Raw genomic sequence first — 12,805 nt, 5'->3', positions numbered from 1 at the left:
TTTAATAAAAGTGTTAGAGAAAAGTTATGTTTTTAATTCTGAAATAGACAACCCCTGCATATGGTTGTACAAATATATTCTTTTTTGGAATGTAGCAATAGTAACCGTTATGGGAGAAGGTGGGAGAATGAAACAGTGGCTAGCGGCAATGGAAACATCCGTGCTTGTAATGGGGTTACTTCGGTTGTTTTCAGGTAGCGCGGAAATATTCGCCGCTTTGCTTATGCTTTATGTGAATGATGCGAAGAAAGCATTGTTTATAAATGGTATGTTGGCGTTTGTTGGACCGACCGTATTAATTTTAACAATGACAATAGGCATAGCGAGTGTGGCAAGTGAGATTTCTTTCTTGAAACTCTTTTTTCTAGCGCTTGGAATTGGCTGCATTTTTATCGCGTTGTTGAAATAGTAAGTCGAGTATAGTGGGGAGAAGCTGATGAAAGAAGTATTAGAAGTTTTACCGAAAACGATGAAGCAGCTAGTGGAAAGTTGTAAGCAATACGATGCTCTAGAGGAAATTCGTGTTCGAATTGGAAGACCGCTAGAGTGTATTGCTCATGGCGAAGTGTTTTTTTATGACTATATCGTTACAGCAGAGGATGCCATTTACTTATTGAATAAGTTAAGTCAATTCTCAATTTATACGATGGAAGAGGAATTAAAACGTGGGTATGTGACACTTCGAGGAGGACATAGAATCGGCTTAGCTGGAAAAGTCATTACAGAAAAAAGCGCAGTGAAAATGATTCGAGATGTCTCTTCCTTTAATATTCGTATCGCTCGTCAAAAAATAGGAATTGCTGAACCACTTTTGCCGTATTTGTATGAATCACGATGGTTAAACACGATGGTAATTGGCCCACCGCAAACGGGGAAAACAACACTTTTAAGAGATGTAGCACGTTGCATGAGTCAAGGTGTAAGTGCTTCGAAAATTCCTTCTTGTAAAGTGGGGATTGTTGATGAGCGGTCAGAAATTGCAGGCTGCGTGAAAGGTATTCCGCAATATGACTTCGGCACACGAGTAGATGTGTTAGACGCATGTCCAAAAGCTGAAGGAATGATGATGATGATTCGTTCTATGAGTCCAGATGTTTTGATTGTAGATGAAATTGGACGTAAAGAAGATAGTGAAGCAATTATGGAGGCGGTGCATGCTGGGGTTCAGCTTTTTATAAGCGCACATGGATTTTCTTATGATGATGTTGTGAAACGTCCATCACTAAAAGCGGTGCTGGAGCTCGGTATATTTGATAGGTTTGTGGAGCTATCAAAAGCAAGAGGGCCAGGAACAGTTATGCAAGTAAAAGATAAATATGGAAAATCGGTATTACCTCATAGAAAGGCTGAGGGCGTATGGTGAAAATATTTGGTGCAGTGTTAATCGTTGCGGTCAGCACCTTTTTCGGATTTTCATACGCTAAAAGATACAGTGAGAGACCAAGGCAACTTAGATTATTAAAAGCGGCACTTCAATCATTAGAGGCAGAAATTATGTATGGGCACACACCTTTGTCTGAAGCTGCCGAGCGATTAGTGAAACAAATGCCTAAGCCGTTAAATTGGATATTTCAAAGTTTTGCTAGAAGGCTAGAAGGCGGAGAACAAACAGTAAGAGAAGCTTGGATAGATAGTTTGAAAGAAAATTGGAAGCTAACAGCATTTCAACAAACTGAGTACGAAATTTTGCAGCAATTTGGCGAAACGCTCGGACAACATGATCGAGAATCACAACAAAAACATATTCGCTTATGTATTACACATTTAGAGAGAGAAGAAGAGGAAGCGAAAGCATTACAACTGCAATACGAAAAAATGATCAAGAGCTTAGGGGTACTAGCGGGTCTACTTATCGTAATTTTACTGCTATAGGAGGGAGAAAGGCGATGTCCATTGATGTTGGATTAATATTTCAAATCGCCGGAATCGGCATTGTTTTAGCTTTTATTCATACCGTACTAAAAGAATTAAAGCGAGAGGATATTGCAAATTGGGTTATCCTTGTCGGTTTTGTCGTTATTTTATTTCATGTGGCATTTTTAATTAATACGCTATTCGACAAGATTAAGAGTGTCTTTCTCTTCCAGTAAAGGAGGCGGTTCGAATCGAAATTATACAAATTGTCGGATTAGGCCTCGTTGCTACGTTTTTAGCAGCTGTATTGAATCAGCATAAATCTAGCATTACGTCGTTATTTATTGTGTTCGTAGGTAGCGTGATGTTTCTTCTTTTAATTGATCAAATTCACTCTATTTTACAAATGATTGAGAGAGTAGCGAGTGAAGCAAAAGTTAGCAACGTATATGTAGAAACGTTGCTAAAAATTATTGGAATTGCTTATATTGCTGAGTTTGGAGCACAAATTACAAAAGATGCAGGGCAGGGGGCAATCGCTTCGAAAATTGAATTAGCTGGAAAAATCTTAATTTTAGTAATGGCGATTCCTATTTTGACGGTTGTCATTGAAACTATTCTCGGATTTTTACCGACGGGATAAGGGGGAGTGAATGTTGAGGGGGTTTGGAGCTAAGCTGCTATTTGCTTGCTTCCTTTTCTTTTCTTTACCGGTTGTTGTACAAGCTTCTCCTGTAGAAACAAACGTCGTTGATCAACAATTGGATAAGCTCGGAATTGAAGATGTGAAGCAATTTTGGGACGGGCTTGTTACAAAATATGGAGGTTATTTACCAGAGAGTCAAAAAGGTAGTTTTATGGAGTTTGTAAAGGGAGAAAAAGAAATTTCTATAAAAGAGTGGATGCTAGGTTTATTAAAGTATTTATTTCACGAGCTTGTTGCAAATGGGAAGCTGCTGGGAACGCTCATTATGCTTACAATTTTTAGTGCATTGTTGCAATCACTGCAATCTGCATTTTCAAAGAGTAGTGTAAGTAAAATTGCGGATGCAGTTGTATATATGGTACTTATTATTTTCGCTTTAAATAGTTTTTATGTCGTCATGACATATGCAAGAGAAACGATACAAACAATGGTAGATTTCATATTAGCGCTATTGCCAATCTTGCTTGCACTCATAGCAACTGGAGGTGGTGTTGTATCTGTATCGTTTTTTCATCCGATTATCATCTTTTTAATGAACACGAGCGGGCTTTTGATGAATTATATCGTTCTACCACTTTTATTACTTGCAACGATATTAAGTATTGTAAGTACGATGAGTGATCAATATAAAGTTACGAAATTGTCCAAGCTTCTGCAAAATGTTAGCGTTGGGATTATCGGTATTTTTTTAACGATTTTTTTAGGGGTATTATCTGTACAAGGAACAGCGACAGCTGTTGCTGATGGAATAGCTGTGAAAACTGCTAAATTTGTAACAGGGAACTTTATTCCCGTAGTAGGAAGAATGTTTACAGAGGCGGCGGATACTGTTATTAGTGCATCGGGATTATTAAAAAACACAGTCGGAATTATCGGGCTCGTCATTCTATGCTTAATTGTTGCTTTTCCAGCGATTCAAATTTTTTGTATCGCGTTTATTTATAAATTCGCAGCAGCAGTATTACAGCCAGTTGGCAGCGGAGCAATTATTCAATGTTTAGATATTATCGGGCGAAGCATCATTTATGTATTTGCTTGCTTAGCTATCGTATCATTTATGTTCTTTTTAAGTATCACAATTATTATTGCTGCGGGGAACATTACACTTATGATGCGGTAGGAGGTGAAGGGTATGCAATTTGTTACAGAGTGGATTAGAAATATTATCGTTTTTTTACTCTTAGCGACAATGCTTCATCTTATTCTTCCAAATTCAAATTTGCAAAAGTACGTTAAATTCGTTGTAAGTCTATTATTAGTTGTTTTAATCTTAACGCCTCTTTTTAAACTACTGCAAACAGATGTGAATGAAGTAATCGCAAATTTTAATGAAGAGAAGTACGTAGCAGAAGGATCTGTAAAAAATTCAATAGATTCGAAGAAAAAAGAAATACAAGCTCTAACACGTGCATATAGTTTAGAAGAGATGGCTACCAAAATGAAAAAAGAAGTAGGAAAAGAATTCGAGAAAAAGTATGGTATGACAGTCTCTGAAATACAAATAGTCGCAGCGGAAAGTACAGCGGAAGTAAAGTCAGCAAAAGATATTCAAACTGTTGTTGTGACGTTGAAAGAAAAAGAACGTAGTAAAAATGATGCAATCGAAACAGTAAAACCAGTTGAAATTAACACGAAGGAACCTCCGAAAAAGGTAGAAGAAACGAATGTGGAAATGAAAGATTTCTTTTCAAGCAGATGGCAACTAGAGAATAAACAAATCCAAGTTCAAATGGAAGGGAGGACAGGTAGAGTAAATGGACAATAAAGATAAAAATTCGAAGTTCTCATTTTTTCGAAACTTATTGAATGGGGATGAAAAAGAAAGCAATGAGAAGGGAAAAAAGATAACACCTAAGTTTTTACTTGTCCTACTCATACTTGGGATTTTGCTTATGTTTTCTAGTAGTCTTTTTTCAAGTAAAAAAGAAGAAGTACCTGTATTTAAAGAACAAAAAACGCAAAACCAAGAAAAAGACGTACCAACTTTTGGACAAAAAAATAATGATAGTATGTCAAATGTAGAAAAGTATGAAAAAGCGTATGAACAAGAATTAAAAGCAGCTTTAGAAGAAATAGCGGGAGTAAAAAATGTAACGATTAAAGTAAATTTAGATTCATCTGAAGAAAAAATATTAGAAAAAAATACAGTGAAACGTTCACAAACAACAGGTGAAACAGATAAAACAGGCGGTCAGAGGAAAGTAGAAGATGAGTCCCTTGATGAAAAGACCGTCATTATACGTGAAGGGGATAAAGAAACTCCCGTTGTTTTACGAACAGAGAAACCGAAAGTGCGAGGTGTTCTTGTCGTAGCAAAGGGAGTGGATAATATACAAGTTAAAGCGATGGTAAAAGAAGCTGTCATACGGCTGCTAGATGTACCAGCCCATCGCGTTTCAGTTTCACCGAAAAATTGATAGGGAGGAAATAAAGTGTTAAAAAAACAAACGGTTTGGCTATTAACGATGTTAAGTTTAGTTGTTGTACTATCTGTTTATTACGTAACAACTCCTGACAAAATGAATACAGCATCGCCAGCAACAGGTGAAAAGATTGGACAAGAAAAACAAGGTACTGACAAAGCAGTAACAAATGAAGCACCTAAAGAAACGCCAAAAAAAGAAAATACAAGCAAGGAAACATCAAATAAAGAAACAGACAAAAAAGAGAATGCTAACAAAGAAACAAGTAAAAAAGATGCTAACGTAACAGTTCAATCAAGTGATGAAAATTTCACAGCGTTACGTATGCAAATGGAAGATCAGCTAAGTGAACAAAAATCAAGATTACAAGAAGTGATGAATTCAGCAAAATCTTCAGCAACAGAAAAGAGTAAAGCGAAAGATAATTTTGATGCAATTACTACAATGGAAACGAAGCAAGAATTACTTGAGACAGTGATTAAGTCTCAAGGAGGATATAAAGATGCCCTTGTAAGAGCTGATGGAACTGACATTAAAGTAACTGTGAAAGCAGCAAAGCATTCACAAAAAGAAGCGAATAAAATTATACAGCTTGTAAGAAGTGAAGGCGGATCAAAAGATGTAGGTGTGAAATTTGATCCACCAACAAAATAAAAACTAATAATCCGCGGGGGAATCCCTCGCGGATTATTAGTTTTTACGAATCGGATTGTTTGAAAATAGTTATAGAAAAAAAGCTATCATTTTCGATAGCTTTTTTCTGTTTCGTCTTTGTAGTTGTTTTTATTATGTTCAACTCGGAACGGAGAAATACGCTGTGAGTAAAAGATTAGCGGTTCATGGTAATGATGATTACTTTTTCCGGATTTGACGTGGATGAAGAGAACGAATGCCCAGACCATTACGGCAGGTAAGAAGAGAATGAGCCATATCATATGTCCACACCTCGATACGATATATTTTCTACACTTTGAACATACTATTCTTATATGAAGGAATGATGAACGGTGTGTAAACAAAAAAATAATATTTGGTAAAAATATGTTGTTGACTATAGATGAGGTGAAGAGTGGAGCGGTAATGATTTGTTTATTGTGTAGCATTGTGAAAAAAGTAAGGAATGTTTTTTTAGAAGTGGTCTTGCCAATTTTGTGTGAAACTTGGTATTATTACTAGGTAATAAATTTTTATTGGAATAATATTTTTACAGGAGTTTCGATTTATTATAAAGAAATATAAATTGGAATGTTTAAAAAATTTATCGTAAGATGGAAATAGCAATTATTTCTATTAGTAAATGAAATGCATTTTCTAATAGAGTACATCGTATTTTTACAGTCAATCTAGTTTTAGTGACGATAATCTGTAAAAACGGGACAAACAAGAGTATGGGAGTGGATTTTACATGTTTAAAATTCAAGAAGTTCGTGAATTAATTAAATTAATTGATAGCTCTAATATTGATGAATTTGAATACAAAAAAGATGGTACGACAATCAAAATGAAAAAGCGTGGTAATGAAGTTGTTGCGGTGCAAGCACCTGTAGCAAAACAAGTCGTGCAACCAGTAGCACCTGTTGAAGTTGAAACAACAGTAGCGGCAGCACAAGTGGAAGTACCAAAACAAGAAGAGCAAAAAGTGGTTCAAAATGAAAACCTACATAAAATTACATCACCGATGGTAGGTACATTCTATTCTTCATCTTCGCCTGATACACCTGCATATGTAAGTGTAGGAGACAGAGTATCAAAAGATTCTATCGTATGCATTGTTGAGGCTATGAAGTTATTTAATGAAATCGATGCAGATGTAGATGGGGAAATTGTTGAGATTCTTGTTAATAATGGACAGCTTGTTGAGTATGGACAACCGCTATTTCTTGTAAAAGCGTAATAAGGGAGTCTTTGTGATGATAAAAAAAGTATTAATAGCCAATCGTGGGGAAATTGCTGTACGAATTATTCGTGCTTGTAAAGAAATGGATATTGAAACAGTCGCAATTTATTCAGAAGCAGATAAAGAGTCACTTCACGTACAAATTGCTGATGAGGCGTATTGTGTAGGACCAACGATTTCGAAAGAAAGCTATTTAAATTTGACGAACATTATTAGTGTTGCGAAGTTAACAGGCTGCGATGCTATTCATCCAGGATACGGATTTTTAGCAGAGAATGCAGATTTTGCAGAGCTATGCCGTGAATGTAACTTGATTTTTATCGGTCCAAGTCCAGAAGCTATTTCAAAGATGGGCACAAAAGACGTTGCTCGTGATACAATGAAAGAAGCAGGGGTTCCGATTGTACCAGGTTCACAAGGGATTATTAAAAATACCGAAGAAGCGATCGAGCTTGCTAATCAAATTGGATATCCAGTTATTATTAAAGCAACTGCAGGTGGCGGCGGAAAAGGTATTCGTGTTGCACGCCATGAAGAAGAGCTTGTAAAAGGAATTCAAATTACACAGCAAGAAGCTAGTACCGCTTTTGGGAACCCTGGTGTATACTTAGAAAAGTACGTTGAAGATTTCCGCCATGTTGAGATTCAAATAATGGCAGATACACATGGAAATGCCATTCATTTAGGAGAGCGTGATTGTACAATTCAGCGCCGCTTGCAAAAACTACTAGAAGAAAGTCCATCACCTGCACTTGATGAAAATGTTCGCAAGCAGATGGGTGATGCGGCAGTTAAAGCGGCGGTAGCGGTTGATTATACAGGTGCTGGTACGGTTGAGTTTATTTATGAATATAGAACGAAAAGCTTTTATTTCATGGAGATGAATACGAGAATTCAAGTTGAGCATCCAGTTACTGAAATGGTAACAGGGATGGATTTAATTAAAGAACAAATTCGTGTTGCTTCTGGAGAAAAGTTATCGTTACAGCAAGAAGAAGTACAATTTAATGGTTGGGCAATTGAATGCCGAATTAATGCGGAAAACCCTGTCAAAAAATTTATGCCATCCCCAGGTAAAGTAGAAATGTACTTGCCACCAGGCGGATTTGGTATTCGCGTCGATTCAGCTGTATATCCGGGATATTCAATCCCACCTTTCTATGATTCGATGGTTGCTAAATTAATTGTTCACGGAAAAACACGTGAAGAGGCAATTGCAAAAATGAAGCGTGCACTCAGTGAGTTTGTCATTGAAGGCGTACATACAACAATCCCGTTCCATTTGCAATTGCTAGATCATCCTGATTTTGTAAAAGGTGAGTTTAATACGAAGTTTTTGGAAGAGCATGAACTTGTGACGCAGTGATACATTAAAGGAGGTTTTTTTTCATGGCTGAACATATGTTAGATATGGGTCAAGATACAACTCTTGGTAAAGTAGAAATTGCACCAGAAGTAATTGAAGTAATCGCAGGTATTGCAGCTGCTGAAGTAGAAGGTGTAGCGGCAATGCGTGGTAATTTTGCTACAGATGTTGTTGAGAAGTTAGGTAAGAAAAATCATGGTAAAGGTGTAAAGGTTGAATTAGCAAACGAAGATATTATCGTTGACCTTTATGTTGTAATGTATTTTGGCGTAGCAATTCCAGTTGTTGCACAAAAGATTCAAGACAACATTCGCCAGGCACTCTTTACAATGACAGGGCTTGAGCCAAAAGAAGTGAATGTTCACATCGTTGGCGTAACATTCGAAACACAAAAAACAGAAATTGAACCAGTGTAAGAATGAAAAAGGTGCCTAGTAACATAGGCATCTTTTTTATCGTTTCATTTCTTCACAAATTAAAACCCTCTAATTATTATACTATTTCAAAAAATAAGAAATCAAAAAGAAGATGTTTCGTTTTTCCAAAAAACGTACATTGTGATAAGATATGGAACTTGAAGTTAATCTTTTTATTATTTTTCAGCCTTGTAACCCGTGTATGAAACGATAAATTGTGTTATTATCATTGTATTATAAGGTTGGAAAATCAATGAAAACTGTAAGAGTAAGTGAATTGACGGCTTATAAATTATAATAATATAACAAAGCATAAGGAAAGACTTGAAGCATAAAGGAGAGTTACAATGAAACGTAGGACGGCTAGAGAAAGAGCTATGCAAGCATTATACCAAATGGATATTACAGGTGAATTAGAACCGAAAGTGGCGGTGGAAAACACGCTAGATGAAGGTGAAGAAACAAATGATTTTCTAGAATCACTTGTAGTAGGTTTTGTAGAAAATAAAGAAGTAATTGATGAAGCGATTCGTCAAAACTTAAAAAAATGGAAGCTGGAGCGTATTAGTATTGTTGATCGCAGTATTTTACGTGTAGCTGTGTATGAAATGAAATACATGGAAGAAATTCCACACAACGTAACAATTAACGAAGCGATTGAAATTGCTAAAACATTTGGGGATGAGGAATCTCGTCGTTTTATTAACGGCGTTTTATCTAATATAAAAGATACACTGTAATTTCTTTAAGGGGGAATCTTAAAATGGTAGCAGTAATCATCAAAGGAAATGAAGTTGCGGAGAAAAAACGAGCACAATTAACAGAAGAAGTTGTGAAGTTGAAAGAGCAAGGGATTGTACCAGGATTAGCAGTTATTCTAGTTGGAGAAGATCCAGCATCTCGTTCTTATGTAAAAGGAAAAGAAAAGGGCTGTGAACAAGTAGGAATCTATTCAGAGCTAATTGAACTTCCTGAAACAATTACTGAGGAGCGTTTGCTTGCTGAAATCGATCGCTTAAATGGCGATGACCGTATTAATGGCATTTTAGTGCAATTACCTTTACCAAAACATATTGAAGAAAAAGCTATCATTGAAAGAATTTCACCAGAAAAAGATGTAGATGGATTTCACCCAATCAGCGTGGGACGTATGATGACGGGACAAGATACATTCCTTCCATGTACACCGCACGGTATCGTAGAATTAGTAAAAGAAACAAATCTTGATATCTCAGGAAAACATGTTGTAGTAATTGGAAGAAGTAATATTGTCGGCAAGCCAGTGGGGCAATTGTTCTTAAATGAAAATGCAACTGTCACATATTGTCATTCTAAAACGCAAAATATGAAAGAGTTAACGAAGTTAGCTGATATTTTAATCGTAGCTGTTGGACGACCTAAAATGGTAACAGCTGATTATATTAAAGAAGGAGCGGTTGTAATCGACGTTGGTGTGAACCGTTTAGAAACAGGTAAACTTTGTGGTGATGTTGACTTTGACAACGTGTTAGATGTTGCAGGTTACATTACACCTGTGCCAAAGGGTGTTGGTCCAATGACGATCACAATGCTTCTTCATAATACTGTTGAATCTGCTAAGCGTGCAGGTGTCGTTTGTAAATAATTTGAGTCGGCTATGAGGAGAGAGAAATGGAAAAACAATATTTAACCGTTACAGCGTTAACACGCTATATAAAAACAAAAATAGAATATGATCCGCATTTGCAGTCTGTTTGGTTAAAAGGTGAAATTTCCAACTTTAAAAATCATAGTCGTGGCCACATGTACTTTACATTGAAAGATGAAAATGCAAGAATCGCAGCGGTTATGTTTGCGGGTCATAATCGTAATATTAAATTCAGACCTGAAAATGGGATGAAGGTACTTGTGAAAGGGAAAATTTCCGTTTACGAGGCGAGTGGTTCTTATCAAATTTATATTCAAGACATGCAGCCTGACGGAGTCGGAAACCTGCATTTAGCTTACGAACAATTAAAGGTTCGTTTAGAGGAAGAAGGTTTGTTTTCTCAAGTTTATAAAAAAACAATTCCTCCTTACGCTAAAACAATAGGTGTGATTACGTCGCCAACAGGGGCAGCGATTCGTGATGTTATAACAACGATTAAACGTCGTTATCCAATTGGAAATGTTATTGTGTTTCCGGTACTTGTACAGGGGGAGTCAGCAGCTCCCTCAATTGTACAAGCGATTCGTACAGCGAATGAAATGGGAGAGATAGATGTCCTAATCGTTGGGCGAGGGGGAGGCTCTATTGAAGAGTTATGGGCTTTCAATGAAGAAATGGTAGCAAGGGCAATCTTTAAGAGTGAGATCCCTATTATTTCGGCAGTAGGCCATGAAACGGACTTTACAATCGCGGATTTTGTTGCCGATTTACGTGCGCCAACACCGACTGCAGCAGCTGAGCTGGCAGTGCCTAACATTATAGAGTTACAAGAAAAGGTATTACAAAGAACTCTAAGATTGCAAAGAGCAATGAGAGAGTTAGTACATAAAAAAGAAGAAAAACTACAAGTATTGCAAAAATCTTATGCGTTCCGTTATCCAAGACAAGTATATGAGCAAAAAGAAGAGCAATTAGATAGAGCGTTAGAACAGCTTGTTTTAGCGAAAGAGCGCTATATTGATAAAAAGGTAAATCAGTTAAAACAGCTTTCATTTTATTTAGAGAAGCACCACCCAGCTCAAAAAATTATGCAAACGAAGGTAGCGGTTGAAACATTGCAAAAGCAATTGCAACGTGAAATGCAAACATTACTTCAAACGAAAGAATTTGCCTTTGTAAGAGCTGCTCAAAAACTTGAAGCGTTAAGTCCGCTTAAAGTAATGATGAGAGGGTACGGGCTTGTATATGATGAAGAGAAGCAAGTGTTAAAAAGTGTGAAAGATGTCAGCCTTGGAGATGCTGTTTCAGTTCAATTACAAGATGGAATACTAGATTGTAGCGTATCAGGCATAGAGGAGCGTGAATTGAATAATGGAAAATAAATTAAGCTTTGAAGAGGCAATTTCGCAACTTGAGCACCTCGTTTCTAAGCTAGAGCAAGGTGACGTACCTTTAGAAGAAGCAATTTCTTATTTTAAAGAGGGTATGGAATTATCTAAGCTTTGTGATGAGAAATTGAAGAACGTACAAGAACAAATGGCAGTTATTCTTGGGGAAGATGGAGAGCTTGAACCGTTTACTGCTTTAGGAGATGAAGCATAGTGACTATTGCTTTTGATACTTTTTTGAAAGAAAGTAAAACTTTCGTAGAAGAGAAGCTTGTAAGCTATGCAAATGAATTACAATGTCCAAATGTACTTCGTGAAGCGATGGCATATTCTTTGGAAGCGGGTGGAAAGCGTCTCCGCCCGTTACTTTTATTTGCGACATTACAAGCGTTTGGTAAAGAAAGAAATCTTGGAATAGGTGCAGCTTGTGCTCTTGAAATGATACATACATACTCGTTAGTTCATGATGATTTACCTTGTATGGATGATGATGATTTAAGAAGAGGTAAGCCCACAAATCATAAAGTATTTGGTGAAGCGATGGCAGTTTTAGCAGGCGATGGTTTGTTGACGTATGCTTTTCAAGTTATTATGGCATATGAACAAAAGGAAATCTCTGCTGAAAAAAAAGTAAGACTTGTACTTGAGCTTGCAAAAGCGGCAGGACCAGAAGGAATGGTTGGCGGACAAGTGGCAGATATGGAAGCTGAAGGGAAACAGCTTACGATTGATGAGTTGGAGTATATTCATAAGCATAAGACTGGGAAACTACTTGAATTCGCTGTACTTGCAGGATCGATACTTTCTGATGCCACAGAAGAACAAGAAGAGAAGTTACTTGCGTTTGCAAAATATATCGGCCTAGCTTTCCAAATTCGAGATGATATTTTAGATGTGGAAGGAACCGAAGAAGAGATTGGAAAACCGATTGGTAGTGATGTTTCCAACGAAAAGAGCACATATACGACGTTATTTACTGTAGATAGAGCAAAGGATATTTTAGAAGAAACAATTGCAAAAGCAAAAGGTGCTATTGGTTCCTTGCAATTACAAGATGAATATTTACTATCTATTTGCGATTTGATTGCAAAACGTAATAACTAATATAACAGCGTTTCCATTTGTTGA

At 36.7% G+C, this 12,805-nt stretch carries 18 protein-coding genes; 17 read left to right on the top strand and 1 reads right to left on the bottom strand.

Annotated elements, in window-relative coordinates; all coding sequences use genetic code 11:
- Positions 1–127: 127 nt before the first annotated feature.
- The 9 genes from ACU8YW_RS20660 to ACU8YW_RS20620 are packed head-to-tail and all read left to right on the top strand — an operon-like array spanning position 128 to position 5,637.
- Positions 128–409, top strand: a complete 282-nt coding sequence (locus ACU8YW_RS20660; RefSeq protein WP_000816054.1) for a YqhV family protein — start codon at positions 128–130, stop codon at positions 407–409.
- A gap of 27 nt (positions 410–436) precedes the next feature.
- On the top strand, positions 437–1,363 hold the full coding sequence (gene spoIIIAA, locus ACU8YW_RS20655; RefSeq protein ID WP_088064391.1) for a stage III sporulation protein AA: 927 nt from the start codon (positions 437–439) through the stop codon (positions 1,361–1,363).
- A complete protein-coding gene (spoIIIAB, locus tag ACU8YW_RS20650; RefSeq protein WP_000238693.1) occupies positions 1,357–1,872 on the top strand; it encodes a stage III sporulation protein SpoIIIAB in 516 nt (171 codons plus the stop codon). The genes spoIIIAA and spoIIIAB overlap by 7 nt, the downstream gene beginning before the upstream one ends.
- Positions 1,873–1,886: 14 nt before the next feature.
- Positions 1,887–2,090, top strand: coding sequence for a stage III sporulation protein AC (spoIIIAC, locus tag ACU8YW_RS20645; RefSeq protein WP_000020914.1), 204 nt, complete (start codon positions 1,887–1,889; stop codon positions 2,088–2,090).
- Between the two features lie 23 nt (positions 2,091–2,113).
- Positions 2,114–2,497, top strand: a complete 384-nt coding sequence (gene spoIIIAD, locus ACU8YW_RS20640; protein WP_079998460.1) for a stage III sporulation protein AD — start codon at positions 2,114–2,116, stop codon at positions 2,495–2,497.
- A gap of 10 nt (positions 2,498–2,507) precedes the next feature.
- Entirely contained in the window at positions 2,508–3,680 is a 1,173-nt protein-coding gene (gene spoIIIAE / locus ACU8YW_RS20635) for a stage III sporulation protein AE (RefSeq protein ID WP_000943696.1), read from the top strand.
- Between the two features lie 12 nt (positions 3,681–3,692).
- Positions 3,693–4,325, top strand: coding sequence for a stage III sporulation protein AF (spoIIIAF, locus tag ACU8YW_RS20630; protein WP_001161039.1), 633 nt, complete (start codon positions 3,693–3,695; stop codon positions 4,323–4,325).
- Positions 4,315–4,977: a stage III sporulation protein AG gene (spoIIIAG, locus tag ACU8YW_RS20625; protein WP_087985167.1), complete on the top strand. Its 663-nt coding sequence runs from the start codon at positions 4,315–4,317 to the stop codon at positions 4,975–4,977. Before spoIIIAF ends, spoIIIAG begins: the two co-directional genes overlap by 11 nt.
- A 15-nt stretch (positions 4,978–4,992) precedes the next feature.
- Positions 4,993–5,637, top strand: coding sequence for a SpoIIIAH-like family protein (locus ACU8YW_RS20620; protein ID WP_098082026.1), 645 nt, complete (start codon positions 4,993–4,995; stop codon positions 5,635–5,637).
- A gap of 86 nt (positions 5,638–5,723) precedes the next feature.
- Here ACU8YW_RS20620 and ACU8YW_RS20615 read toward each other — a convergent pair whose 3' ends face one another.
- Positions 5,724–5,918, bottom strand: coding sequence for a hypothetical protein (locus ACU8YW_RS20615; protein ID WP_002107729.1), 195 nt, complete (start codon positions 5,916–5,918; stop codon positions 5,724–5,726).
- A gap of 470 nt (positions 5,919–6,388) precedes the next feature.
- On the opposite strand from ACU8YW_RS20615, the gene accB reads away from it, so the two are divergent.
- The 8 genes from accB (at position 6,389) to ispA (ending at position 12,781) form a co-directional block, all read left to right on the top strand.
- Positions 6,389–6,877 (top strand): acetyl-CoA carboxylase biotin carboxyl carrier protein, encoded by a 489-nt coding sequence (accB, locus tag ACU8YW_RS20610; protein ID WP_000472875.1) that lies wholly within the window; start codon positions 6,389–6,391, stop codon positions 6,875–6,877.
- Positions 6,878–6,893: 16 nt separating this feature from the next.
- Positions 6,894–8,246: an acetyl-CoA carboxylase biotin carboxylase subunit gene (gene accC, locus ACU8YW_RS20605; RefSeq protein WP_426933851.1), complete on the top strand. Its 1,353-nt coding sequence runs from the start codon at positions 6,894–6,896 to the stop codon at positions 8,244–8,246.
- A gap of 23 nt (positions 8,247–8,269) precedes the next feature.
- Positions 8,270–8,662, top strand: coding sequence for an Asp23/Gls24 family envelope stress response protein (locus ACU8YW_RS20600; RefSeq protein WP_000807630.1), 393 nt, complete (start codon positions 8,270–8,272; stop codon positions 8,660–8,662).
- Positions 8,663–9,009: 347 nt separating this feature from the next.
- Positions 9,010–9,402 (top strand): N utilization substance protein NusB, encoded by a 393-nt coding sequence (gene nusB, locus ACU8YW_RS20595; protein ID WP_000830244.1) that lies wholly within the window; start codon positions 9,010–9,012, stop codon positions 9,400–9,402.
- Between the two features lie 23 nt (positions 9,403–9,425).
- On the top strand, positions 9,426–10,286 hold the full coding sequence (gene folD / locus ACU8YW_RS20590; RefSeq protein ID WP_000226735.1) for a bifunctional methylenetetrahydrofolate dehydrogenase/methenyltetrahydrofolate cyclohydrolase FolD: 861 nt from the start codon (positions 9,426–9,428) through the stop codon (positions 10,284–10,286).
- Positions 10,287–10,312: 26 nt separating this feature from the next.
- Positions 10,313–11,671, top strand: coding sequence for an exodeoxyribonuclease VII large subunit (gene xseA / locus ACU8YW_RS20585; RefSeq protein WP_078182749.1), 1,359 nt, complete (start codon positions 10,313–10,315; stop codon positions 11,669–11,671).
- Positions 11,661–11,891, top strand: a complete 231-nt coding sequence (gene xseB, locus ACU8YW_RS20580) for an exodeoxyribonuclease VII small subunit (RefSeq protein WP_000428423.1) — start codon at positions 11,661–11,663, stop codon at positions 11,889–11,891. The genes xseA and xseB overlap by 11 nt, the downstream gene beginning before the upstream one ends.
- Positions 11,891–12,781, top strand: a complete 891-nt coding sequence (gene ispA, locus ACU8YW_RS20575; RefSeq protein WP_000150365.1) for a (2E,6E)-farnesyl diphosphate synthase — start codon at positions 11,891–11,893, stop codon at positions 12,779–12,781. Before xseB ends, ispA begins: the two co-directional genes overlap by 1 nt.
- Positions 12,782–12,805 lie beyond the last annotated feature (24 nt).

The organism is Bacillus pretiosus (assembly GCF_052947655.1).
This window is presented reverse-complemented; position numbering and strand designations above follow the sequence as displayed.